28 protein-coding genes, 1 other RNA gene and 1 riboswitch are annotated in these 25,245 nt (G+C 42.9%); of the genes, 5 read left to right on the top strand and 24 right to left on the bottom strand.

All coding sequences use genetic code 11. The features are described from left to right. Positions 1 to 247 precede the first annotated feature (247 nt). Complete coding sequence (locus tag FC15_RS09215; protein WP_235803294.1) at positions 248 to 397, top strand: SPJ_0845 family protein; 150 nt, start codon at positions 248 to 250, stop codon at positions 395 to 397. A 153-nt stretch (positions 398 to 550) separates the two neighbouring features. On the opposite strand, the gene yihA is transcribed toward FC15_RS09215, so the two are convergent. The 5 genes from yihA to groES all read right to left on the bottom strand — a co-directional run bounded on the left by yihA (position 551) and on the right by groES (position 6,227). After that, positions 551 to 1,138: a ribosome biogenesis GTP-binding protein YihA/YsxC gene (gene yihA, locus FC15_RS00135; RefSeq protein ID WP_057822691.1), complete on the bottom strand. Its 588-nt coding sequence runs from the start codon at positions 1,136 to 1,138 to the stop codon at positions 551 to 553. Positions 1,139 to 1,276: 138 nt separating this feature from the next. Continuing rightward, positions 1,277 to 2,530, bottom strand: a complete 1,254-nt coding sequence (gene clpX, locus FC15_RS00130; protein ID WP_057822689.1) for an ATP-dependent Clp protease ATP-binding subunit ClpX — start codon at positions 2,528 to 2,530, stop codon at positions 1,277 to 1,279. Positions 2,531 to 2,762: 232 nt separating this feature from the next. After that, positions 2,763 to 4,046: a trigger factor gene (gene tig / locus FC15_RS00125; RefSeq protein ID WP_057822686.1), complete on the bottom strand. Its 1,284-nt coding sequence runs from the start codon at positions 4,044 to 4,046 to the stop codon at positions 2,763 to 2,765. Positions 4,047 to 4,279: 233 nt separating this feature from the next. Continuing rightward, on the bottom strand, positions 4,280 to 5,905 hold the full coding sequence (gene groL / locus FC15_RS00120; RefSeq protein ID WP_057822684.1) for a chaperonin GroEL: 1,626 nt from the start codon (positions 5,903 to 5,905) through the stop codon (positions 4,280 to 4,282). Between the two features lie 37 nt (positions 5,906 to 5,942). Next, positions 5,943 to 6,227 (bottom strand): co-chaperone GroES, encoded by a 285-nt coding sequence (gene groES, locus FC15_RS00115; RefSeq protein ID WP_057822681.1) that lies wholly within the window; start codon positions 6,225 to 6,227, stop codon positions 5,943 to 5,945. Between the two features lie 256 nt (positions 6,228 to 6,483). Between groES and FC15_RS00110 the strand changes: the two genes are divergently transcribed. After that, entirely contained in the window at positions 6,484 to 7,140 is a 657-nt protein-coding gene (locus tag FC15_RS00110) for a CPBP family intramembrane glutamic endopeptidase (protein WP_057822679.1), read from the top strand. Between the two features lie 198 nt (positions 7,141 to 7,338). Here the strand turns inward: FC15_RS00110 and FC15_RS00105 are convergent, their stop codons facing one another. Further along, on the bottom strand, positions 7,339 to 8,049 hold the full coding sequence (locus FC15_RS00105) for a redox-sensing transcriptional repressor Rex (protein ID WP_083479006.1): 711 nt from the start codon (positions 8,047 to 8,049) through the stop codon (positions 7,339 to 7,341). 252 nt (positions 8,050 to 8,301) lie between these two features. Between FC15_RS00105 and FC15_RS00100 the strand changes: the two genes are divergently transcribed. Further along, positions 8,302 to 10,206, top strand: coding sequence for an ABC-F family ATP-binding cassette domain-containing protein (locus tag FC15_RS00100; protein WP_057822677.1), 1,905 nt, complete (start codon positions 8,302 to 8,304; stop codon positions 10,204 to 10,206). Between the two features lie 150 nt (positions 10,207 to 10,356). Here the strand turns inward: FC15_RS00100 and FC15_RS00095 are convergent, their stop codons facing one another. The 5 genes from FC15_RS00095 to FC15_RS00075 form a co-directional block, all read right to left on the bottom strand. Further along, the gene (locus tag FC15_RS00095; protein ID WP_057822675.1) at positions 10,357 to 10,674 is read right to left on the bottom strand and encodes a PTS sugar transporter subunit IIB; all 318 of its coding nucleotides are present in this window, start codon (positions 10,672 to 10,674) and stop codon (positions 10,357 to 10,359) included. A 155-nt stretch (positions 10,675 to 10,829) separates the two neighbouring features. Continuing rightward, positions 10,830 to 11,855: a tRNA (adenosine(37)-N6)-threonylcarbamoyltransferase complex transferase subunit TsaD gene (gene tsaD, locus FC15_RS00090; RefSeq protein ID WP_146979113.1), complete on the bottom strand. Its 1,026-nt coding sequence runs from the start codon at positions 11,853 to 11,855 to the stop codon at positions 10,830 to 10,832. A gap of 66 nt (positions 11,856 to 11,921) precedes the next feature. After that, positions 11,922 to 12,449 (bottom strand): ribosomal protein S18-alanine N-acetyltransferase, encoded by a 528-nt coding sequence (rimI, locus tag FC15_RS00085; protein ID WP_162258391.1) that lies wholly within the window; start codon positions 12,447 to 12,449, stop codon positions 11,922 to 11,924. A gap of 34 nt (positions 12,450 to 12,483) precedes the next feature. Beyond that, a complete protein-coding gene (tsaB, locus tag FC15_RS00080) occupies positions 12,484 to 13,248 on the bottom strand; it encodes a tRNA (adenosine(37)-N6)-threonylcarbamoyltransferase complex dimerization subunit type 1 TsaB (RefSeq protein ID WP_083479005.1) in 765 nt (254 codons plus the stop codon). Positions 13,249 to 13,456: 208 nt separating this feature from the next. Then, on the bottom strand, positions 13,457 to 14,023 hold the full coding sequence (locus FC15_RS00075) for a folate family ECF transporter S component (RefSeq protein WP_057822669.1): 567 nt from the start codon (positions 14,021 to 14,023) through the stop codon (positions 13,457 to 13,459). 114 nt (positions 14,024 to 14,137) lie between these two features. Further along, a riboswitch (THF riboswitch) is annotated at positions 14,138 to 14,233 on the bottom strand. Positions 14,234 to 14,414: 181 nt separating this feature from the next. On the opposite strand from FC15_RS00075, the gene FC15_RS00070 reads away from it, so the two are divergent. Further along, the gene (locus FC15_RS00070; RefSeq protein ID WP_057822667.1) at positions 14,415 to 15,392 is read left to right on the top strand and encodes an asparaginase; all 978 of its coding nucleotides are present in this window, start codon (positions 14,415 to 14,417) and stop codon (positions 15,390 to 15,392) included. A gap of 36 nt (positions 15,393 to 15,428) precedes the next feature. Here FC15_RS00070 and FC15_RS00065 read toward each other — a convergent pair whose 3' ends face one another. The 12 genes from FC15_RS00065 to tadA form a co-directional block, all read right to left on the bottom strand. Beyond that, on the bottom strand, positions 15,429 to 16,163 hold the full coding sequence (locus tag FC15_RS00065) for an acyl-[acyl-carrier-protein] thioesterase (protein WP_057822666.1): 735 nt from the start codon (positions 16,161 to 16,163) through the stop codon (positions 15,429 to 15,431). 51 nt (positions 16,164 to 16,214) lie between these two features. Beyond that, positions 16,215 to 17,114, bottom strand: a complete 900-nt coding sequence (gene rsmI, locus FC15_RS00060) for a 16S rRNA (cytidine(1402)-2'-O)-methyltransferase (protein WP_057822664.1) — start codon at positions 17,112 to 17,114, stop codon at positions 16,215 to 16,217. 17 nt (positions 17,115 to 17,131) lie between these two features. Beyond that, entirely contained in the window at positions 17,132 to 17,485 is a 354-nt protein-coding gene (locus tag FC15_RS00055) for a DNA replication initiation control protein YabA (RefSeq protein WP_057822662.1), read from the bottom strand. Position 17,486: 1 nt separating this feature from the next. Further along, positions 17,487 to 18,470, bottom strand: a complete 984-nt coding sequence (locus FC15_RS00050) for an AAA family ATPase (RefSeq protein ID WP_057822660.1) — start codon at positions 18,468 to 18,470, stop codon at positions 17,487 to 17,489. A 15-nt stretch (positions 18,471 to 18,485) separates the two neighbouring features. Beyond that, positions 18,486 to 18,815, bottom strand: a complete 330-nt coding sequence (locus FC15_RS00045) for a cyclic-di-AMP receptor (protein WP_057822659.1) — start codon at positions 18,813 to 18,815, stop codon at positions 18,486 to 18,488. 70 nt (positions 18,816 to 18,885) lie between these two features. Continuing rightward, a complete protein-coding gene (gene tmk / locus FC15_RS00040) occupies positions 18,886 to 19,518 on the bottom strand; it encodes a dTMP kinase (RefSeq protein ID WP_057822657.1) in 633 nt (210 codons plus the stop codon). Positions 19,519 to 19,581: 63 nt separating this feature from the next. Then, a complete protein-coding gene (locus tag FC15_RS00035) occupies positions 19,582 to 19,830 on the bottom strand; it encodes a YaaL family protein (RefSeq protein WP_057822655.1) in 249 nt (82 codons plus the stop codon). 1 nt (position 19,831) lies between these two features. Continuing rightward, a complete protein-coding gene (gene recR, locus FC15_RS00030; protein WP_057822652.1) occupies positions 19,832 to 20,428 on the bottom strand; it encodes a recombination mediator RecR in 597 nt (198 codons plus the stop codon). Between the two features lie 12 nt (positions 20,429 to 20,440). After that, positions 20,441 to 20,749: a YbaB/EbfC family nucleoid-associated protein gene (locus tag FC15_RS00025; protein WP_057822650.1), complete on the bottom strand. Its 309-nt coding sequence runs from the start codon at positions 20,747 to 20,749 to the stop codon at positions 20,441 to 20,443. A gap of 30 nt (positions 20,750 to 20,779) precedes the next feature. Further along, on the bottom strand, positions 20,780 to 22,513 hold the full coding sequence (gene dnaX, locus FC15_RS00020; RefSeq protein WP_057822647.1) for a DNA polymerase III subunit gamma/tau: 1,734 nt from the start codon (positions 22,511 to 22,513) through the stop codon (positions 20,780 to 20,782). A gap of 170 nt (positions 22,514 to 22,683) precedes the next feature. Further along, positions 22,684 to 22,782, bottom strand: an RNA gene (gene ffs, locus FC15_RS08915) — signal recognition particle sRNA small type. Between the two features lie 34 nt (positions 22,783 to 22,816). Further along, on the bottom strand, positions 22,817 to 23,329 hold the full coding sequence (tadA, locus tag FC15_RS00015; RefSeq protein ID WP_057822645.1) for a tRNA adenosine(34) deaminase TadA: 513 nt from the start codon (positions 23,327 to 23,329) through the stop codon (positions 22,817 to 22,819). A gap of 88 nt (positions 23,330 to 23,417) precedes the next feature. Here tadA and FC15_RS00010 point away from each other — a divergent pair, with 88 nt between their 5' ends. Beyond that, entirely contained in the window at positions 23,418 to 24,314 is an 897-nt protein-coding gene (locus tag FC15_RS00010; RefSeq protein WP_057822643.1) for a PucR family transcriptional regulator, read from the top strand. A 57-nt stretch (positions 24,315 to 24,371) separates the two neighbouring features. On the opposite strand, the gene FC15_RS00005 is transcribed toward FC15_RS00010, so the two are convergent. After that, positions 24,372 to 24,998: a class I SAM-dependent methyltransferase gene (locus tag FC15_RS00005; RefSeq protein ID WP_057822641.1), complete on the bottom strand. Its 627-nt coding sequence runs from the start codon at positions 24,996 to 24,998 to the stop codon at positions 24,372 to 24,374. Positions 24,999 to 25,245: the final 247 nt, after the last annotated feature.

The raw sequence follows: 25,245 nt of genomic DNA, 5'->3' as shown, positions 1-25,245 counted from the left end.
TGCAAATATATTCCGATTATTGGAATATTTATTCGATATAATCGTATATCACCTGGTCACGACAAGGCCATTCTAAATCGCCGCCATCTTCGAACGATCGCCAATTCATCCCCCGGTGGTCGCTAGCGATTATCGCCGAAATATGCTATGATGATGCTACATTAACAATCCCTTTCTCATGAATTGAACAACTCAGATCATCGAGTTCTGGTCAACTAAATCCATAAAGGAATGGCAGGTGATGATGATGGGATTAACAATCAAACGTGACGACAAGCTCACAAGTCTCTTCGATAAGTTTGCTACCTTACCTGAAGATAAGAAAACCAGCGAAGTGCTTAAAGATGTTAACCAACGTGCTGACGATGATAAAAAAATCACTGACAAAAAGAAATAAACGATAATCATGAGACAAAAAGCATTTCTCCCGCTCACCCAGTCACTGGGAAGCGAAAGAAATGCTTTTTTTGAAACGAAATCTCACTCGAATTAAAGCTGACTTAATCCATTGACAGTCAAGCGATTGCAGCTTTACTCGTGAGCAGTCTTCTTAGTCTTTCATGCGATGTTCAATCCACTGCCAGACTTCTGATGCACCTTCGCCTGTTGTCGCGCTAAAAGGCTGTAAGGGGGAATCTTGAGGCATTTCTAAGACTTGACGAATTCGTTGTAATGACTTGGCACGCTGATTGCGCGTGATCTTATCAATTTTGGTTGCTACCACGAGAATCGGAACATCGTAATAATCTACATAGTGATACATCGACTGATCATCGGCGGTCGGTTCATGGCGCGCATCGACTAGAATCACCGCCCCCTTCAACTCCTGACGTGACATCAAATAATGCTCGATGATCTGGCCAAACTTCTCCCGCTGTGACTTCGACACCTTCGCGTAGCCATAACCAGGGACGTCAACGAGGTTCAACACATGATTCACTTGATAAAAATTCAGCGTCTGCGTCTTCCCTGGCTGACTGGATGTTCTCGCCAAGCTCTTTCGGCTCAGAAGTCGATTGATCAATGAAGACTTACCAACATTCGAGCGCCCAGAAAGGACGATTTCTGGTAATCCTTCCTTGGGATACTGTGTCTCGCTGACCGCACTGATTAACATTTGTGCATCTGTAACTTTCATTTTATATCCTCTTCAATTTCACATTAAGACTTTATTTGAATCGAGCTCGATAAAAGAGGTTGCAACAAAAGGTGACTTTTGCCACAACCTCTTTTTTAATGATATGACATCACGACTAACGATTCAATTCACCACGAATTACGACGCTTTTTCGCTATCCTCAAAAATCAACTTAGGTTCTTGTTGATCCACAACTGAAGGTTTCGTGACCACAACTTTGTTCACGTTCTCCTTCTCTGGTAACTCAAACATCGTGTCTTGCATTACACTTTCCATGATTGAACGTAACCCACGAGCGCCGGTATCGCGCTCGATGGCTTGATGCGCAATTGCATGTAACGCACCTTCTGTGAACTCAAGTTTGACGCCATCAAGTTCGATCAATTTCTTGTATTGTTTAACCAAGGCATTCTTTGGCTCCGTTAAAATACGAACCAAGTCATCCTCAGTCAATTTTGACAAGGCTGAAATAATTGGAATTCGACCGATAAATTCGGGAATGATCCCGAACTTCATCAGATCTTCAGGAATGACTTGTTGCAAAATATGATCAGCATCTAGCTCCTGTGTCTTCTCTTCGATTGATCCAAAACCAATCGTCTGCTCGCCTAAACGTTGACGAACAATATTCTCGATGCCATCAAAGGCGCCGCCAACAATAAATAAGATATTTGTTGTGTCAATTTGAATAAATTCTTGTTGTGGATGTTTGCGTCCGCCCTGTGGTGGAACGTTAGCAATCGTACCTTCCAAAATCTTGAGCAACGCTTGCTGAACGCCTTCACCAGAAACATCACGCGTAATTGACACGTTCTCGCTCTTCTTAGCGATCTTGTCGATTTCATCAATATACACAATTCCACGTTGAGCACGCTCAACATCATAATCAGCGTTCTGCAATAACTTCAACAGGATGTTTTCGACATCCTCGCCAACGTAACCAGCTTCAGTTAAGGTGGTCGCATCAGCAATTGCGAATGGCACGTTTAAGATGCGCGCCAAACTCTGGGCAAGGAAAGTTTTACCAGAGCCAGTTGGTCCGATCAACGCAATATTGCTCTTCTGTAATTCAGTATCACCATCTTCGGCAATCGCCATTTGATTGACCCGTTTATAGTGATTGTAGACTGCAACAGAAAGCGCACGCTTGGCATTATCTTGGCCGATAACATACTCGTTCAGGAAATCAAGAATTTTCCGTGGCTTCGGCACCTTAACGTTTTGTTCAACGACGTCGGCACGTAATTCATCATCTAAAATATCTTTGCATAAATCAATACATTCGTTGCAAATGTAAACACCGGGGCCGGCAATGATCTTTTTGACTTGGTCTTGTGTTTTACCACAAAACGAACATTTGACCGTTCCGCTCGTCTGCATATTATCAAACATTTTTTGTCCACCTTTATGAACCTTAATTTAAGTGTACCTTATCACGACTCAGCTGCACTGTAAAGCAATCTGTTTGGCTTGGCAAGGCCAATTCGACTGGTCTCACCAGAGCATCTTCATGACGTTATTCACGCTGTTAGTCTGAATGATCATTAAGACAGAAAAGAGGTTGACGCAATAGGGGTCAACCTCAACCGTCTAACTTCTCAGACTTAATCAGAAGTTAATCGACTTATTCTTGAACTGCAGAGTCGGAGATAATGTCGATAGCCTTCTTAACACCAATATCATGAGCTAACATATCATCAGTGAGCGCTTTGCGTACAGCAGATTCTTCCATGTTGTATTCGCTAGCCAAGCTACTAATTTCAGCATCAATCTCTTCTTGTGATGGCTCAATCTTTTCAGCCTTAACAATAGCTTCGAGAACTAAGTCAGTCTTAACACGTTGATCAGCATCTTGCTCAAATTGTTTGTGAAGATCATCTTCGCTTGTTCCTGTTAATTGATAGTACATCTTAGGGTCAATGCCTTGGCGTTGCATGTTACCTAAATATTGGTCCATTTGATTGTGAACTTCTGTTTCAATCATTGCTTTAGGCAAGTCTTTGATTTCAGCATTGGCAACTGCACCGTCAATGGCAGCTTGTTGGATGGCAGCTTCAGCTTCGTCCTTCTTTGTCTTCTCGAGTTGTTCCTTGATCTTAGCTTTGAGTTCGATCAAAGTTTCAACTTCTTCATCGACATCTTTAGCGAATTCATCATCAAGCTCTGGTAATTGCTTGGTTTTGACTTCATGAACAGTCGTTGCAAAGTGAGCTTCTTTGCCAGCAAGATCTTTAGCTTGATAGTCTTCTGGGAAAGTCACAACAACATCAACCTCATCGCCAGACTTGTGACCAACTAATTGATCTTCAAAGCCAGGGATGAACGTGTTTGAGCCCAATTCGAGTGAATGGTTCTCTGCCGAACCACCATCGAAGGCTTCACCATCAACGGTTCCTTTGTAATCAATCACAACAGTATCACCGTTTTCGCTGACACCGTCTTCTTTAAGCACTAATTCGGCTTGTTGCTCGCGACGCTTCTCTAATTCAGCATCAACATCAGCATCTGTGACTTCAGTGCTTTGTTTTGGCACCGTCAAACCTTTATAGTCGCCTAAAACAACTTCTGGTTTAACCGTAACCTTGGCTTTGATCAACCAAGGTTCGTTTGGTTCCATTTTTTCAATGCTGATTTCAGGTTGATCAACGGGTTCGATTTTTGCTTCTTTGACCGCTGCATCATAAACTTCTGGTAAAACAATATTTAAGGCGTCTTCATAAAGTGAAGCTTCGCCATACATTCTGTTAAAGACCTGACGAGAAACTTTACCCTTACGGAATCCAGGTACAGATAAGTTTTTCTTAATACGTGCAAATGCACTGTCTAAACCTTTGCTAATTTCATCAATACTAATTTCAAATGAAAGTTCACCATCGTTGGTGCCTTTCTTTTCCCATGTGGTAGACATAACTAACCTCCGATATCTTACATCAATCTGTTTTACATACCTGTTAATCTTATCTTATTTACAATAAAAAGTAAATGAAACATCATCAAAAACCGCCTTTTTTCACGATAAGTCTGATGACGATGTCAAAACGATGAGCCAAAGATCTAATTTGTTATTTAAGCTGACCGAATGCATAAAAAAAGCTTCGATATCAAATCGAAGCTTTTCTTGAATTTCCAATTTAATCCAAATTACATCATGCCGCCCATGCCGGCACCTGGACCTGCAGGAGCTTCAGCTTTTTCGGGTTCTGGCTTGTCAGCAACAACTGCTTCTGTTGTTAACAACAAGGCAGCAACACTTGCTGCATTTTGTAATGCTGAACGGGTCACTTTAGTTGGGTCGATGATGCCGGCTTCGATCATGTTTTCCCATTGATCAGTTGCGGCATTATAACCGATTTCAACCTTCTCGTTCTTCAGATGCTCAACAATCACAGAGCCTTCAAGACCTGCATTCTCAGCAATCTGACGAACAGGTTCCTCGAGTGCACGCAGGACAATATTAATCCCTGTCTGAACATCGCCTTCTTCAGAAAGCTTAGCAACTGCAGGAATGACGTTGATCAAAGCAGTACCACCACCAGCAACATAGCCTTCTTCAACGGCAGCACGAGTTGCGTTCAAGGCGTCTTCAATGCGATACTTGCGTTCTTTCAATTCGGTTTCAGTTGCGGCACCAACATTGATCACAGCAACCCCACCAGCTAATTTAGCTAAACGTTCTTGTAACTTCTCACGATCGAAATCAGACGTTGTATCAGCGATTTGACCCTTGATCAAGTCAACGCGTTCATTAATAGCATCTTTAGAGCCCGCACCCTCAACAATTGTTGTATTGTCTTTTGTGACGGTAACCTTGCCTGCTTGACCTAATTGTTCCAACTTCGTGTCTTTCAATTCAAGACCAAGGTCACTTGTGATCACTGTTGCACCAGTTAAAATTGCAATATCTTCTAATTGTGCTTTACGACGATCACCAAAACCAGGAGCCTTCACAGCGACAACGTTGAATGTGCCACGAATTTTGTTCAGAACAAGCGTTGGTAAAGCTTCGCCCTCAACATCGTCAGCGATAATCAACAATGCCTTACCTTGTTGAACGATTTCTTGCAACAATGGCAAAATTTCTTGAATGTTAGAAATCTTCTTGTCGGTAATCAAGATGTATGGGTTGTCGAGATCGGCTTCCATCTTGTCGTTATCTGTCACCATGTATTGTGAGAGATAGCCACGGTCGAACTGCATCCCTTCAACAACATCAAGGTCTGTATCAATCCCTTTAGACTCTTCAATCGTGATGACACCATCATGACCAACTTTTTCCATAGCGTCGGCAATCAACTTACCCACTTCTTCGTTAGCGGATGAAACGGAAGCAACTTGTGCAATCTGGCTCTTGTTCTCAACTTTATGAGAAATCTTGTGCAATTCATCAACTGCAGCCTTTGTTGCTAATTCGATCCCACGACGAATACCAACAGGGTTTGCACCTGCAGTGACGTTCTTCATGCCTTCACGAATAATCGCTTGTGCCAAGACCGTTGCAGTTGTCGTCCCATCACCGGCAATATCGTTCGTCTTAGAAGCAACTTCGGAAACAAGTTTTGCACCCATATTCTCGAAATGATCTTCTAATTCGATATCCTTAGCGATTGTGACACCATCATTAGTGATCTCTGGTGAGCCATATGATTTTTCAAGAACGACGTTACGTCCTTTAGGTCCTAAGGTTGTTTTAACTGTATTTGCTAATTGATCAACACCACGTAACATTGCTGCACGGGCATCTTCAGAAAATTTAATTTCTTTTGACATTTAAAAATACACCTCGAATAAAATTTATTTATTTAACTTAGTCAACAATTGCCATTAAATCTTTTTCATGAAGCACTAAGTAGGATTGACCCTCGTATTTAACTTCAGAGCCGGCATACTTATCAAACATCACTGTTTGACCTTCTTTAACTGCAAGAGGTAATTGCTTCCCGGAATCAGTGACGTTGCCGGCACCAACGGCTACAATTTTACCAGTTTGTGGTTTCTCCTTGGCGTTGCTTGCTAAGACGATGCCACCAACTGTTTGTTCTTCCTGCTCTTCAACAGTAACGATTACTCGATCTCCTAAAGGTTTTAACACAGAAAATCCCTCCGTTATATGATTTATTAGTTTAGCACTCATTACATCTAAGTGCTAACCACAAGAAATATCATAACATTTCTAGAGGTGAATGCAAGTATTGGGCTTCATATTTTTGAAAAAATGCTTGAATCTGACCAACATTGTCATCGTGATTGAATCGCTTCGCGTGAATATTTAGCGAGACATCAAGCGACTTTGTTTATTGTCTTGAAAATTGATATGATAGAACCATTAATAACAGAAAGGATAACTTATGACGAATAAACGTGTACTCTCAAAAATCGGCATGATCATCTTGATTTACCTTGTCGTCTTAGTCTTACCCGGATGGATCTTACAGCTTTTTAAACTCCGCGGGGCACTCGCCATTAATCTTCAAGTCGCGATCACGGCCGTTGGCACCTTGGTTCTGATTTTAGTTGATCGTTCGACAGATCGACAATTAGGCTTAGCCCCTGCCCCCAAGCTCTCGATTGCCGACAAGACATTGTATGGTGTCGCCGGAATGTTTCTATTATTCGCAGTCGAGATCGTTTGTTCATTGACAATTATTCTTATTTTTGGTCAACAAACTCAATCACAAAACACTCAAGAGATTCTTCAGATTGTTAAAATGGCCCCAGCTTTTGTGATTTATGCGGTCGTGCTCGCACCAATGATGGAAGAAATCGTCTTTCGCAAAAATATTTACGGCGTTGGGCGAACATTGATCAACCCACTAGGCGCTGCCCTGACTTCTGCGCTACTCTTCGGCCTCGCCCACAATGATAATCATTATCTAATTGTTTACGCAGGCTTAGGACTTGCACTCTGCTGGTTATTCAGACGCACAAAGTCAATTACAGTGAACATCGTTGCTCACGGCTTATTCAACGGCATCACCATGGCCTTGGCCTTATTAGTTCATTAAGTTTAAACAACACTGAGACAAATAGCATGGATTGTGACAAAGGTGGAACTTTTGCGACAATCTTTTTTTATCACTCGGACGCACCCACTTAACTGGTAGAAAAAACATGGACGCTGACATGTCTCGATGGTGACGATAAACAAAAAAAAACAAAAACCATCCTCAGTGATGATTTTTGTTGAAATGATGTTTATTCAATTAATGTTCAGGCGTTGGATGAGCGTTAGATGTCTTAAACTCATCCACATCGCCAGCCATTGGGTTAACGAGTGTGCCATCATCCTTGAAGTTATCCAAGAAATAAATCAAAGTTTGTAATTCATTCGCAAGATCAACATTGTGCACACGAACGTCATCTGGAACACTGACACGCAATGGTGTGAAGTTCAAGATGCCGTGGACACCGGCACTGATCAAACGATTCGTAATATCTTGCGCAACATCCATTGGGACGGACAACACAACAATATCGATTTGTTGTTGAGACAATTGTGTTTCGAGTTCGCTCATATCATAAATCGGAACGCCGCTCTGGATGGTACCCGTAATCTTTGAATCAACATCAAACGCAGCACTAATACGAATGTTATTTGATTGGCGGAAATTATAGTTCAACAGGGCATGCCCCAGATTACCGACACCAATCAATGCCACGTTCGTCAAATGGTCTTGATTCAAAAGACGTTTGAAAAAGGATAACAATGATTCAACGTCATAACCATAACCACGCTTTCCGAGTGCGCCAAAGTATGAAAAATCACGACGAATCGTCGCGCTATCAACTTTCACTGCTTCGGAAAGATCAGCAGAAGAAAATTTTGTTTTGTCACTGCCATGCAAAAATTGCAGGTAGCGGTAGTATAATGGTAACCGTCTTGCGGTTGCCTTTGGAATTTTTATTTCAGCCATTGCTGAAACACCTCAGACTTTCAAACTTTTTTTTAGATTTGGTACTATGTCAATTATCATTAAGAATTATTCCACAATTTCAGAAATTTAACAAGAATTAACTTACTCCGTATCTTAGCTCATTTCGTGATTTTGTTTCAAGTTATACGCCTAACCTTAGCGCTTTAGGCATTTCTACATGTTCAAGCTTTGACGAACTGCAGTGATTAATTTTTCCTTAATTTCAAATTTCCATTGTTCAGGAGGCAGTTTATGATTATTTTACAAGCCCAACAGGTGGCTCGCTTTTTCGGTGCGGATACCTTATTTGACCAAGTCAACTTAGAAGTTCAAGATCGTGCACGAATTGGATTAGTCGGCGTTAATGGTGCAGGCAAGTCAACATTACTACGGATCATCGCCGGCATTGATCCTGCCGATCAAGGACAGGTCGTTAAGAATAAAGGTATTCATATTGGTTATCTCGCCCAGAATAGTGGTTTAGATTCCGAGCGAACGATTTATGCAGAAATGCTAACAGTTTTCACTGAATTACAAGAAATGATGCAACAATTGAAAGCCATGGAATTACAATTAATCGATGAGCCGACAAACGAGACACTCTTGACAAACTATGACAACTTACTTAACACCTACAAGTCTCATCATGGCTATACTTACGAGTCCGAGATCAAAACCGTCCTGAACGGTTTCCAATTTCGAGAAGAAACTTACAACATGCAGATTTCAGAATTATCCGGTGGCGAGCGTTCTCGGCTTGCGCTAGCTAAAATTTTATTACAACGGCCCGAGCTACTGATCTTGGACGAACCAACGAACCATTTAGATATCGAAACACTCAACTGGCTTGAGAACTATTTGCAGAGCTATGCCGGCGCAATCCTTGTCGTCTCTCATGACCAGTATTTTCTCGATCACGTTGCCAAGGAAATTTACGCGCTTAGTCAGCACCAATTGAAACACTATAAAGGCAATTACACAACTTATTTGCGCCAAGCCGCCGAAGAACTCAAACATGCGGAAAAAGCTTATGAGCAACAACAAGAAGAAATCGACAAATTAGAAACCTTCGTTGCCAAAAATATGACCCGAAAGTCGACCACCAAACGTGCTCAGAGTCGACAAAAGCAATTGGATAAGATGGTTCGTCTCGAAAAGCCTAAGTCTGGAGAAAGTAGTGCGCATTTCCAGTTTGAAACGACAACAGAAACCGGTAAGGAAGTTTTACTGGTCCACGACTTAGCAATCGGCTATGAGGATCACATCATGGCACAACCGATTAACTTTGACGTCCGCAAGCAACAAAAAGTAGCTATTATTGGTCCGAACGGCATCGGGAAATCGACACTCATCAAAACGCTACTCGAGGAAATTCCCGCACTTGCTGGTAACTTCAAATTCGGCGCCAATGTCGAAATTGGTTACTATGATCAGAATCAGAGTCAGTTAGACGCTTCAAAAACGGTCCTGGACACGATTTGGGATGAGCATCCCCTGCTGCCTGAGCAACAAATTCGCAACGTCCTAGGCAGTTTTCTCTTCCGCGGTGACGATGTTAAGAAAGTCGTGCACCAATTGTCTGGTGGCGAAAAAGCACGCTTGCTGTTAACAAAACTTGCGATGGAAAAGCGTAATGTGCTCCTCATGGATGAGCCTACGAATCACTTGGACATTCAGAGTAAGGAAGTTCTCGAACAGGCCTTGCAAAACTTCGCTGGCACCTTAATATTTGTTTCTCATGACCGTTATTTTATCAACAGCCTCGCTGATAAAATCGTCGACATTGATGAACATGGTAGTCACATTTATCAAGGCAATTACGATTTTTATCTTGAGAAAAGGCAACAAATCGAATTACCACATGAAACGACAAAAGAAACTGTGATCAGCGACAACCAGGCCGCCTTCAAAGCAGATAAAGAACAGCAGAAAGAAATTCGTCGCGTTGAACGGAAAATTGCAAGTTTGGAAACTCAACTCAATGAACTTGATGAGCGGAATCAGGCCATTCAAATCGAAATGACTCAACCAGAAAACTTGAACGATTTCGAAAAGCTTGCCGAGTTACAGAAACAACTAGAAGACACACAAGCCAAACAGCAAGCAACCGAAAACGACTGGTTATTGGCATCCGAGGATTTAGAAAAATTGAGCTAAGCAATCTCAACGATATCGATGTCTGTCAGCAATGATCCTCTGATCAACATATCAACACCGACATTCTGACAAGCTATAAATTAAATTTAACCCACTAAAAAAACTAGCCCTCTTGTTTAAGAGGACTAGTTTTTTGGTAAAATTGATGAATTAGTTCATTAATTTTTCGGCTTGTGACAAGACAGCGTCGCCATCCATCATACCGTAAGAACGCATATCGATAACATCGACAGGAATATCCTTGCCTTCTAGCTTCTTCTGGAATTGTGATAACATGAAACGAACTTGTGGTCCTAACAACAAAACGTTAACGTCGTTAGAAGCAAGTGCGTTGTCAGCGTCACCTGCTGCGGTTGCGAAGATCTTTGCATCGATCCCCTTCTTTTCTGCAGCTTTTTGCATCTTTGTCACTAACAAACTAGTTGACATACCTGCACTACATACTAACATGATTGTTTTTTCAGCCATTGTGAAACGCTCCTTTATGTTTGCATGAAAACTTGATAACCGTTTTCATCATAGGAAAATCATAGCTCAAAATGATTCCGCTGTCAATGATTTCTCGTCAACATTATCAACGTTTCTAATCGTGCGCGTCCAAAATCGGTCAATTCATTAAAGCGCTAAACTAAATCCAAACTGGGATCGGCATTTAAATTGAGATCGGCGAATGGCTGTTTTGTTGCTAATTGAACCGAGGCTGCCGCACCGATCATCGCCGCATTATCACCACACAAACGCAACGGTGGGACAATCAATTCTGTCTCATTTTGATCATTGGCGAGTACCGCTGTCAATCGCTCGCGCAACCCTTGATTCGCAGCCACCCCACCGGCGACAACGAGTTGTTGGACGGGATGAGCTGCTAGTGCGCGCTGCGTTTTTTCGACAAGAACATCGCAGACGCTGGCTTGAAAACTTGCCGCCAGATCGGCACGATTCAATGTTTCACCAAGTTGATCGGCATGATGCACGGTGTTGATGAACGCACTCTTCAATCCGCTGAAACTAAAGTCAAGATTATCCTCTGCTAACATTGCCCGCGGAAAGTTAAATGTATCCTGGCCTTCATGTGCCAGTTGATCGACCGCCTTACCGGCAGGATAATTGATTCCGAGCACGCGTCCAATTTTATCATAGGCTTCGCCAGCGGCATCATCCCGCGTCTCGCCTAATAACTGATAGGTGTTTGGAGCTGAAACATACACGAGCTCGGTGTGACCACCAGAGACCACCAAAGCCATGAAGGGATAGCTTAGCGGCGTTACGAGTTGGGCCGCATAGATATGACCTGCCAAGTGGTTAACGGGAATCAGCGGCAACTGATGGGCAAATGAAATCGTCTTGGCCGCACTGATCCCAATTAACAATGAGCCAACCAAGCCAGGACCATAAGTAACTGCCACAGCCGTTAAATCACTATAAGTGACATCAGCCTCCGTCAGCGCCAACTGTGTGCAGTGTAAGATCTGCTCCACATGGTGACGGCTCGCAACTTCCGGAACAACCCCGCCAAAACGTTGATGACTCTTAATTTGTGTCGCAATAATATTGCTGAGAATACGATGACCATCCTCGATCACTGCCACGCTAGTTTCATCGCAGCTTGTCTCAAATGCCAAAATTAATTCGCGTTTGTTTTTTACCAAAATCTTCACTCTACTTTGTTAAAACTTTTTAGTGTCATACTTAAGATCGATGTTCAAATGAGATGCTTAATTCATCAATGGTGACTCTTGGCGTTGATCGTTCAAAGGTAATCGCATTGAAATGGCATCCTCGTTATCAAGTGCATAATAATTCTTGCGAATCTTATGATCGATAAACCCGAGCTGATGATACAGATGTTTAGCAGGCTCATTGCTTGCACGCGTCTCTAGTGTCACTTGTTGACAATCCCGCTGTTTGGCCTGATTGATCATGAAAGTCATCAATTCCCGGCCTAAACCCAAATTTTGCCAGGCACTCAGCACTGCGATATTCGTAATATGCAGCTCAAAATCATCGTACCAAGAACCGATGAAACCGATCAATGCTTCTTGGTCATTGTACAGGCCAACATAGAGATGATTATGGCGCTTGTTCAGTTCATTTAAAAAAACCAGACGGTCCCAGGGCGTCTGGCCGGCATAAACGTCTCGCTCAATCATCAATAGCTGATCTAGTGAAGCTGTCGTTAATCGACGCAACCCATATGTTCGCTGATTGAGCTCAAAGTTAGTTGCAGTAAACTCACGTGGCACTACATCTGACCGCGTTTGTGATTGAAAAAAGTTCTTAAACTTGTTCAACATAATGCTCAGAAACCTCGTTAGGATGTTGTGCTTGCCAGTTGACTTCCGCCTCGGTTAATCGTAAATAAATCGGCGCAAAAGCATCAAGATCAGCAACTGGCTGACGATTTTGAATTAAGCTTTCGAATTCAGCGGCAATCGGCATCCGCTGCAATCCCTGTGCAAACGTCAATTCAACGTTAGTCGGCTTTAACTGTTCTGCGAAGAAATCTTGTTGTTCATCCGTCAAATCACCACTCAACACAATCTTCTCATGATGACTTGCGAGTGACTGAATCCGCTCGACAATCAACTGACGATCTAAATAATCATCCGGTGCCAACTGCTTAATCTCGCCAGACTGCCATTGATAAAAGCCACTGAAAAAATGTTGTCGACGTGCATCAATCAATGGCACGATCATTTGACCACTTGATTGTGCCCAAGAAGTTGTCAACGCAGCCAAACTTGAGACAGCATATAAGGGTTTCCCCGTGGTCCACGCCAGCGTTTTTGCCGTTGTCACGGCAATCCGAACACCAGTATAAGAGCCTGGACCAGCTGCAACAATCAAACGGTCAAGCTCATCAACTTTTAATTGAGCGAGTCCCAAAGCCTCTTGAACTGCAGGCATGAGTGTGACACTATGATTTTTCTTGCGCGCAGTCATCACCGATGCAACGGGAACACCATCTTCGATGATTGCAACGCTTAGTGGAATTGCTGAAGTATCAATTGCGAGCGTTCGCAAAGTAAACGCCTCTTTCATTTAAAGTCATCAGCTGAACAGCTAATGGGACAACTAATTTTAACGGTTCAACGTGAACGTGATTCTTTTCAAGTTGTTTAGTGATGCCATGTTGTCAATAAAAACATTCTAACATAAATTCCAAGGCGACAAAACTTGTATCTTAGCTGAGCCCTTTTTGATTCGTCATTAAACCCTGCCACTCAATCTAACGAGTCATCTGTGAGTTTCATTTGCGTGGTGTGCGCCTGTCAGGATGATGTTGATCGATCCGTTCAGTCAGATGTAATCGATCGACGGTTTTCAACAAGTAATAAATGCCGAAGTAATAAATCGGTATCATGAGTAATTCCTTAGGTAGACGCACCCAGAATAGCGACCAAAAGGGGGTGTGATACATCAAGTACAGCAATAACGTGTTAATCACTAAATTGATGCCCAAGTTGATTAACAATGATAGCAATGCCACATGCCACCAACTCAACCGTGACATCGTACGATGGTCCAGAAGAACGCCATAAATGACCCCACTCAGAATCGCAACCAACGTAAACGCCGGATTGAAAGGCCCATTAGGAAACAAAAGTGCCCCAACCACATCGCTGATTCCACCTGCAACACCCGCGTATAACGGCCCATACCAGTAACCAATCAAGGCGCTGACTAGAAAAGTACCACTGAGCTGCAGAAATGTCGTGCCAAAAGAAAAGCGTCCCACGGCTAAACGGACCACAATGAGAAACGCTAAATAAATCAACCGAAACAAATTCGATTGATGGTTAGTTATTCGATTCATATAAACCACTCCTTTGTTGGAGTGCCACGACTCAAATCGACACGTCTATGACGCCAGATTAAATTAATCATCTGAATGTCCCCCAAAACTTAAGGGATCAAGACATGGTCCGAATGCGGCGAATGCGGCAATTAAATCGCGGATTACCCTTTTAAGCTAACGTTCACATTCCGTTCCGCTAGCACTTAACGCTTAATTGCCTACTCCGAATAGCAAAATCATAAGCCAAATTCACAAAGAGAACAAGTTTTTTGTCTTACCCGCTTCGACTGATACTGATTATTCCGACCAAGTTGTGTTAAAATCAATTTAATCTTGTCTGAAAAATCAGTCAGACGATTGCCTCCAATGCGACAACGACTAATCCCTAACTAATGATAGAAGGTCAAAAATGAAAAAGATTTTAGTTCTACACACCGGTGGCACGATTGCAATGTCGGCCGATCAACAAGGAAATATCCTTCCTAATCAACATAATCCACTTTTAGATACAGACAACGAGTTTGCCGGCAAGCTTGAGCTGATCAGCGAGGAAATATTCAACCTGCCCTCACCACATATGACGCCTGAACGCATGCTTGAATTGTGCAATCGCATCTTAATTGCTGAAAACGAAGAAGATATTGATGGCATCGTGGTGACCCACGGAACAGACACGCTTGAAGAAACCGCCTATTTTCTCGATCTAACTTTACCAACACACGTTCCCGTGGTAATCACTGGCGCCATGCGTTCATCTAACGAAATTGGAAGTGACGGCCTCTATAACTTTCGAAATGCCGTTTGGACGGCATATTCTGATGCGGCCCGCGACAAAGGGGTACTCGTTGCGATGAATGACGAAGTTCACACCGCTCGTTTCGTCACGAAAACCCACACCACGAATGTTTCTACATTCCGAACACCAACTTTCGGACCGATCGGATTAATCTCCAAGCACCATGTTCACTTTTACCAAGAGTTGATCAATCAAGAAGTTTGCCACATCGATCATTTGGTTGACGGCGTCTATCTGTTAAAGGCTTATGCCGGGATGACCAGCAGCTTATTTGAAGCAATCGACACGACCGCGACGAAAGGATTGGTGATTGAAGCACTCGGCGCTGGTAATCTCCCACCAGAAACATTACCCGGTCTCCAAAAATTGCTCGACCATAAGATTCCAATCGTGCTTGTCTCACGTTGTTTCAACGGCGTTGCAGAGGACGTTTACGACTACCAAGGCGGCGGTGTAGAACTGAAAAAGATGGGTATTATTTTCTGCCGCGGTCTCAATGGGCAAAAGGCGCGTATTAAACTTCTCGTCGGTCTTTCAGCGGGTAAAAAAGGCGCCGAACTAGAAACGTACGTTAACAACGCCGTTTCCTAATTCAACGCCAAATTACCTCTCATAACATTTGTTATTTTAACGCCAATGAATAATTGCATCCGCAGCGAGTTGATCCCCATTCATGATTCGATGATGCGTAATCAGCTGATTTTGAACAGCTTGACTGCTAATTTCACTGCCATAAGTCACTTCATTGTCGTACTTGATCGACATGCTTTCAATTGCATGACCCTTTAAAAAGTCTAACGGCAGACTGTCTAACATCCAATCGAAAAAGTGGGCATTATTTACATGGCGATTACTGTCGATGTCAAAATAGCGAACACGAAATGTTTTTGCCATCACTGATTCATGCGACCAATCCAGCTTCTCAATACGGTCAAAACGGATAACCTCTGGACTGAATTCAGAGGCTATTTTTTTCGTTAAATCATCGGGTAACCGGACCATTCGCCGCGTCTTCAAATCTAGCACGACCCACATGCTTCTCACAAATGCGAGTTCATTCCCCTGACTATCATAAAGCCAAAAGTCACGATAGCAAAAAAACTTATTATATTGCGTTGCCCTCGTCGTCGCAGTCACGTGTTCGTGCTGACGTGGTAATCGGCTAATTCGAATTTCATACTGGGTGGTGACCCAACCCAGCCCTAAGGTACTCATAAAAATAGGACCCGCATCTAAATTGGTTAATTGATGCTCCGACGCCAACACAAGATGGTTCATTAATGCCGACAAATGAAGTGTTCCCGAAGGATCGCATTCATAAAACGGCACCTGAAAATCTTCTGAATATCTTTCAACAACCATGATTAATTGAACCTCAACTTGTTAAATTATTTGACCGTCACATTGACAAATCTAGTCTTTGTCATCGATGTGATTGGCCAGAATCTGATGATAAATTTGATAAACTTCCTGACGACGTTTCTGCAATTGCTCAGCAACCCATTTGATTGCTGCATTCGGCTTGAATCCTTGTTCGATCTTAGCGTCGACGGCTTGAATAATCTCACCATCTGATAAATCATTTGAGCGCTGATCGACTTGGTTCTGCCCGGGACCAGATATTAGCAAAACATACTCACCTCGTGGATCATGAGCGTCGTACCAAGCCTGCAGCTCACTAATTGTGCCTCGCTCAAAAGATTCGTGAATCTTGGTCAGTTCGCGACCCAGTACGATCGGTTGATTTTCGCCAAACGCACTATTCAAATCTGCCAAAGTCCGTTTTAAATGATGAGGAGATTCGTAGAGAATGATTGTTTCTTGTCGCGTTTTGAAACTTGCTAATGCTGCCACCAATTCTTTATTTTTTCTCGGCAAAAAGCCATAGAAATAAAACGGTTGCGGTGACAACCCTGAAGCAATCAATGCGGTCAAACTCGCACTGGCACCTGGTAGTGGTACCACCGCAATATCTGCTGCGATGGCAGCAACGACCAGCTCGTGACCTGGGTCAGAAATCGAAGGTAAACCAGCATCGGAAACCTGTGCGATCGACGTTCCAGCCTTCAGCTTCTCAATCAGCTCGGGAATCCGCTGTTGCGTATTATGTTCGTGAAAACTAGTCTGAGGCGTTTTGATTTCAAAATGCGCAAGTAATTTGCCGGTATTACGTGTGTCCTCCGCGGCGATCAGATCGACTTCATTCAATATTTTGACACTTCGGAAAGTCATGTCATCCAAATTTCCGATTGGTGTCGGCACCAAAAAAAGAGTGCCTTGATTCGTAGCCGCAAAACTCTGTTGAATTTGCAACGTTAAAGGCCCCCCTTTTAAGCTTGGCGACTAGTTCGATCACCATTGCCATAGATAATATTTGTACAGAAGGCACAAGGCTCGTTGTTTTCGCGCCGTGCGCCGTACATCATGTTACAGATGTGATACCCAGCATCATAGAGCTTCTCTAAGTTGCGCCGTGAAGGTAACATTTCTGGCTTGTCACTCTGCTCGTTTTGCTCTGATAATTGATCTAAGCGACCGCGTAAATGTTTATTTTCAATAATCAACTCTGCATTCTGTTCTAACACGCGGTTTAATTCTTGTCGAAACGCAGTTAAATCACGGGCAAGTTGATCTGCTTCGGTAGCTAGACGCTGAAAGTCTGTAAAAGGATCCTGCTGACTCATTTCAATTTCCCTCTTTTACGGCTATAAGTTGTAACGTTAACTGTTCAAGAACATTTTGAAAACTAACATTTGCTTCTAACTGACGTCGAACTTGCAAGACACATTCGAGTTCTGCCGCAACTTGCATCATGGATAATGATGTCTCAGCCTGCTCATAATTCGCCAGATGTTGATCCCAATTTAATTGACGGTCCAGATGACTCTTGACCGCCAATAAATCGCTGAACGCATCAACCAACATGCTCTGAAAAATTTGCTGAAGGAGTGGCTCCTTAAAATTAGGTAGTAGTTCCATTTGTACCAATGGAAAAGCCGTCATCTTCCCAGCAAAAACCTGGTTTAGCCAACGCCAAAAGACTTGCTGAAGTAGTTCAAAATCCGAGTTTTCTACGACGTTTTTCAACTCTTCTACAGTCAATTGCGTTTCACTCAAGATGTGACTGACCTCACTGGACACCCCTAAAGCCTGAATCTCACTCTGACGTTTAACCAGAGAAGGCGCCTGAAAGTTGATGATTTGGACACGGGACTGAATCGTTGGCAAAATATGTCCTAATCGACTCGTCGTTAGAACAATCACCACTTGGCTCACAGGCTCTTCTAGAAACTTTAATAATGAATTCGCAGCTGGTATCGTCATCTTATCCGCATCTTTGACGACAAAAATACGATGCTGACTTTCGAGGCCACTCTTTGATAATTCCTGCTTCAAATGGCGGATATCATCGATGCCAATTGTTTTGGTCCCGCTACTGATCACAAGATAATCCGGATTGTTGTTTTCTTTGACCCGAAGACATTCGGCACAATGACCACACGGCAATCCTTGTTGCAAGTTTTCGCAAAATAACCGCATTGCCAACCATTCCGTCAACGCAGTTTTTCCTGAATTGGCCGGGCCATTAAACAAATAGGCATGGCTCAATTCATGATGTTCTATCACAGTTTTAAAATAATTTTGTAACTCGGTTAGATTAGCTTTCACAATAAATTCGTCTTCCTAGAAATGATGGAAAGCATCAACTGGTAAGACAAAGACTGTAGCGCCACCGACTTGAACTTCGATTGGATATGGCATCGAACTGTCACCCATTGGATCCAAGTTAGCAGGTGGAATCACAAATTGTTGACGCGCATGTGAGGTTTCTTTGATCAGGGACAAGACTTCATCCACTCGATCATCCTCAACCCCGACGATAAACGTCGTGTTTCCAGACTTCAAGAAGCCACCTGTCGTCGAAAGCTTGGTCGCGCGAATATTGGCATCAATAAATTCATTGCTTAAAATATTTGCGTCTTTATCTTGAACGATTGCAAGAATTAATTTCATTCTAATTCCTCCTCAAATGATCAATCAAAGCACTAACAGTATTTATTCAACCCGAGAAGACTCCAGTAGTTCAATCTTCGGTTAAAAACGGTTGAATGAGCTCGAAACATTGGTCAACAATTACATCGGGTGCTTGAGTCGCATCGACAGACTTGATACGCGTGGTATTGTTCTTCAATTGCTGAAGATAAGTCTGGCGAACACGCTCGTGAAATGCCAATGCTTGACCTTCTAAGCGATCAAAACCGGCACCAATCTTCTTGATTCGTTTCAAACCAACTTCAACAGGAAGATCAAAATACAGCGTCAATTCTGGTAACACGCCTTGAATCGCAAAGTTGTTCAGGTCAGCAACTTTTTGTGGACCTAATTGACGGCCACCACCCTGATAGGCGATTGAGCTATCCACATAGCGATCACAAAGGACGATCTGATTGGCAGCAAGCGCAGGTTGGATCACTTCCACTAAATGTTGCCGTCTTGAAGCAGCATAGAGCAACGCTTCAGTCCAATCATCCATCTCAACATTTTCAGCGTCGAGAATGATCTGACGAATCTTTTCGGCAATTCGACTCCCACCAGGTTCACGTGTTATCATGACGTGACGTGAATCAGCTTGACTAATTTTTTCCGCGAGCGACTTGATTGCTGTCGTCTTACCAGCACCATCTGGTCCCTCAAATGAAATGAACAATCCTGCCATAATCTGTCTCTACTCCATTTTACCTAATTTGTTAATAAGAAAGCAAAAAATCAAACTCTACCCTCAATATCGACGTGTGACCCCTTCGTTGAGAGTTAACGCTCGGGTCCCTCTTCGACGCGCTTCCATGAATAAAAAATTATACTTTGCGCGTTGTAATCTAACCTTCTGCGTGAGTTCAGGATCGGCATCAATATCTTGAGCTTCAGTCTTTCGCAACCAGAGCCAGTTCTTTTTGGCCTTATCGATTTGTGATAACAATTGTTGATCAGTCGTTTTTCGCAAGCGTTGTTGAGGCTTAAAATGAAACATCTTACATCTCCTGTCGGCCTTCAACAGCACGTTGCAAGGTCATTTCATCAGCATATTCAATGTCAGAGCCCACAGACAATCCATGTGCCAACCGTGTGACTTTGATGCCTGCTGGCTTGATCAAGCGTGCTAAATACATTGCCGTAGATTCGCCCTCTGGAGAAGCGTTCGTCGCAATAATCACTTCATTAACGTCCGTCTTCTGCAGGCGTTTGATCAATGGTGCAATGTTTAACTCTTCCGGGCCTTTGCCATCCATCGGTGACAACACGCCATGCAAAACATGATAGAGACCTTGATAATCGTTCATTTTTTCCATTGCCATAATATCTTTAGGCTGCTCGACCACTAAAATTTTAGATTGATCACGTGCGGTATCTCGACAAATTTCGCAAGGGTCCTCATCAGTAATGTTGCCACAAATCGAGCAGTAGTGGAGATCCTTTTTAGCCGCAATTAAGCGATCAGAGAAGTCTTTGACGTCTTCTTCGTCCATGTCGATCGTATAAAAAGCCAGCCGAGTGGCGGATTTACTACCGATCCCCGGAAGTTTCATATAACTTTCGATCAATTGTGCGATTGCTTCTGGATATTGCATCCTGCCCACGTCCTACATCAAGCCACGAGTGTATTGACCCATGGTTTTTTCAGTGTCTTCATCCACATCACTTAAGACTTGGTTGATCGTTTCGATGAGAAGATCTTGCAACATATCTGGATCATCGGGATCGATGACTTTCGGATCAATCGTCACATCCGTCAAACGATGTTGCCCAGTCATCGTTACCTTAACCAAATCATCGGCGGAAGTCTGCGTATATTCTTTAACTTCCAGTGCCGCTTGAGCAGCCTTCATTTCTTTTTGCATTTTTTGCATTTTACGCATCATATTTGCCATATTTCCGGGATTTGCACGCATTTAAATCAACCTCTCTTTTTTTGTTTAAAATCAATCAGCTTTAATTTTTACAACTTCATTACCAAACAGTTTGGTTGCTTCATCAATAATGGCTGGCTTGGATTGCTCAATCGATTGAATCGAAGGAGTCGTTGCCTTTGCGGATGTCTGGTGTAAAGTCGCAATATAATCCTTGCGAAGCTTCGGCCATTGATCTTTCTGGACCAAGATGATATCTGCCTCATTATGCATCAGAGCATTTAATTCACGTTTTAAGGTAGTTTGCAACTCATGATCTGTCGTTGCCGTCTTTAAGGTGAACTCATAGGTGAATGCAACCACAATCGAGTCTGGACTGGCGGCAACTGGTTCGGAAACACGCATCATGGCCCGTTTTGATGGGGTCAACTTCGATAGCAAATCTGGCCAAACATCGCGAACAGCTGTCAGGCTTTCCTTGGTTGCTTGTGCTAAAACAGCATAGACGCGTTTACGATCGATCTTGACCTCGGCACGGCGCTTTAAGCCGTTTTGAACTGAGGAAGAATCGGAAAGTTTTGACGTTGGGGTCAGCGTTTGTTGCTGCAGTTGTTGAATCGTCGCCTTTAATTCATCAACTTCTTTTTGTAGTCGTTGAACTTCCCCTGTATCTAGCGTATCTGTCGAAGATGCCGTCGTTTGGGTGGAAGCCTCACCTTGCTGTGTGACCTGTGCTAGTTTAACGGTCATGACTTCTAAAAATAAATCGCTGTGTGCGCTATTTTTTAGTTGTAACTGAATATCATTTGCAATATCGATCATCTCATAAAGTTGGCTCGAACTTAGCACTGAGACAGCGGTAATCAATGATGGCGATAGCTCACGAAATGATAACGTCGCTAGCGTTGTTGCATCATTCTTCTGTAAAAGTAGATCTCGAAGCAATTCCAGCACACCTTCAAGTAATCGGTTTGCAGAACTGCCACGACTAAACAGTTCATTGATCTGAGTTAGTGCTGGTGTCACTTGATGTTGCAGTACTGAGGTCAAATACTGATCAAGTTGCTCATCATTGGCATCACCCGTTACCTCTAATGCATTCTCCAATGACACATGATCGTCGCCAAACGATAGCACTTGATCCAAAATGCTTAGCGCATCGCGCATTCCACCGTCAGCGGCACGACTGATAACCGTGATTGCTTTTTCATCATAACTGATTTGCTTATCTGCTAAAATTTTAACGAGTTGTTCTGAGATGTCTTGGGGCGAAATTCGGCGAAAATTAAAGTGTTGCGTCCGTGAAATAATCGTCGGTAAGATCTTCTGTGACTCAGTCGTTGCGAGGATAAAGACGACATGTGCTGGTGGTTCTTCCAAGGTCTTCAATAACGCATTGAAGGCACCTGTTGACAGCATATGGACTTCATCGATGATATAAACTTTATATTTAGCCTGGGTCGGTGGATACTTCACCTTGTCACGAATATCGCGAATCTCGTCAACGCCATTGTTTGACGCCGCATCGATTTCAACAATATCTGTCAATCGGTTCTCGTTAATTGCCCGACAATTCTCACATTGATTGCAGGGCTCACCGTCTTGACTGTTCAGACAGTTGATGGCCTTAGCAAAAATCTTGGCACAGGAAGTTTTACCCGTACCCCGCGGACCAGAAAAAAGATAGGCATGACTAATCTGATTCGTGACAATGGAATTTTTTAACGTTTGTGTCACGATCTTTTGTCCCACAACTTGTTGGAAGTTTTGTGGCCGCCAGACGCGATACAGTGCTTGATAAGCCATATTTCTCCTTCTTTTTAATGGACACGAATTAGTCATAGAACATGGATAAATTCAGTGTTCCCTCTATTTCGAAGCAATCCGTCACCAAACATGATGATTGCTTCGAGTTAACTTAACTTTAACAAAAAAAAGCCATGATTACTACAAACCAATCACTTAATTACTAAAAAATTAGACAAAAAAATAAGGCACATGATCCAGCAAACTTAGTGCTGCTTTCTTCCGAATCTGACACAATTCGTGAGCGGATCATTGCCCTAGCCTTTCGGCAATTACTATTGTAGCGAATTTTGAAATAAAAAGCTAGCGATTCCGCTGAGTTTTTTTCAATTGCTTCTGCTTAGCCCGGATCGCTCGGAAGAAGTTCTGAAGCAATGCTTGCGATTCCAATTCCAAGACGCCAGGAAAAACCGTTGGTTGATGATTGAAGCGTGTATCGGTCAGTAGGTTCAATAAACTACCAACCGCACCTGCCTTCGGATCTTTCGCACCAAAATAAACCTCAGCAACGCGGCTATTGATGATCGCACCGGCACACATCGGACATGGCTCCAGTGTCACAAATAACCGCGCACGCTCTAAGCGCCAGCTGCCAATCGTCTCACATGCCTGCTTGATTGCCATAATTTCTGCATGATCTATGGCATCCTGGCTTGTCTCCCGTAAGTTATAACCAGAGCCAATGATTTGACCATCTCGCTCAATGATTGCCCCGATCGGCACCTCACCGAGCGATTCGGCCTGATGTGCCTGTTCAAATGCCAAACGCATTAAAGTTTCTTGTTCTTGAGTTGTAAGTGTCGAAAGTGTTTCCATCAAACGCTGACCTTTCTTCTGAAAAATGTTAAACTTAATAGAAATAAGCGATTTTCTTGTGTTCAATTTTAACAACTGTGGTGAAAAAATGGATAATCAAACAAACGAGCTTTTGAATCGCATCGAAAATGCTTTTCCAACCGCACAGCACCTCAAGGGTCCACGTGCCGAACAACCTGATGAAAAAATATGGTCATTTGAAGGTAGCTGGTTATTATTTAAAACTGACCAACTCAGTGAAGACAGCTTGAAGTTACTACAAGCACTTAGTGATCAACATTATGCCACGAGTAATCCACTCAATCATTGGTATCAATTCTTGACTCACCAAACACAACTGCCACCCGATTTAGAAGATCCTGCACAACATGTCCGCTTGATTCAGTGCCGATTAACTTACCGTGATCATGACGACATGGATCGACGCGAGTTAACCGAAGCACTCGTCAACCTCTTTAATCAGGTCGTGACTCACTTCTATATCAATCCAACCACGATGATCATTGTGCAGACTAATGGTTCTGGCTCTTCCTCACTTTCAATGTCGGAGCTGCAAAGTATTCTACAAACAATGGAGAGTGACTTCTTCGTTAAAGTCCAACTTTTTCTGGGCAATTTTTGGCCGGTAAATGAAGAATTAGCACTGATTTTCAACGAGGAGCAAGCTGTCTTCGCGAAGTCCACACTTTCTGTCAGTAGCTTAGCTAGTCTAGCCTTAGACTATTATGCACGTCCGCAACTCCAACGTTCAGTCTTAGCGAGGCAATTAAATCAATTACTCAACCAAGACGATGATATTAAAGATGTCATCATCGCGCTTTACCAAAACGTGGGTAATCTCAGTTCAACAGCCAAACAGCTTTTTTTACATCGAAACACGTTACAGTATCGTCTTGATCGTTTCCACGAAGCCACCAACTTGAATTTAAAAAATATGGACGACCTCGTTCTCTGCTACCTACTGATCACGTCATTCAACGATTAAACGTCGGTTAGGTGCTAGAGTTGTAAATGCTTGCACACTCAAAAAAATTATCGTCTATTAATCAAAATTCTTTTGAGCAGCCAAAATATAATAACCTTTATCACGCTTGATTATTTCAACGCGCGGATAAATGGTTTCGAGTAATTTCTTGGCGGAAGGCGCACCCTGTTTCTTTTGCAACACTGCAAAGACAGCGCCCTGAGCTGTTAAAAATTCTTGGCTGCCTTTAAGAATCGAATCAACCACTTTTTTGCCTGCACGAATTGGCGGATTTGTGATCACAAAATCATATTGCTTTGCTGGTACACTGGTATAGCCATCACTTTGAAAAATATTGACTTGCGTGTCCACACCGTTTTTGGTAGCGTTCTCTTGCGCAAGTTGCAGCGCACGTTCATTGACATCAATCATGTCCACATGGATCTGAGGCGATAACTTCGCCAGCACTAACCCGATTGGTCCGTAACCGCAGCCAACATCCAGCACAGAAATCTTCTGAGTGGCAGCCGACTGGATCTTTGTCATGATTGCTTTCAGCAAGACCATGGTGCCATAGTCAACCCGATCGCGCGAAAAAACACCGCTATCGGTGGTTAAACTTAACTGAATGGATGGTAGATTCAATTTGATTTCTTGTCGTTCGTGCGCCAAGTCTTCATTATTTTCGAAATATTGATGGGCCATTTATTTTCCTCATTCTTCCATGTCTGTTTTAATTCACTAACAGAATCAAATCATGCTTTCCATTTTAGCATGTTTACCGACAATTGAAAAACCGGCTTAGCAACAGTTTAGTCAGTGAACTGAACCCCCGATGTTGGACCAAATCCAATACCGGGGGTTTTCATATGTCTAAGTTCTCAAAAGAGTTTAAGTCGCAAATTGCAAGTGCAAGTTAGCCAGCGCAGGCGAAGACAGCTGGCGGAAAGGT

The organism is Lapidilactobacillus concavus DSM 17758, assembly GCF_001435835.1.
GTDB lineage: Bacteria > Bacillota > Bacilli > Lactobacillales > Lactobacillaceae > Lapidilactobacillus > Lapidilactobacillus concavus.
Note: the sequence above shows the minus strand (reverse complement) of the source record. Positions and strands in the feature narration are given on the sequence as shown.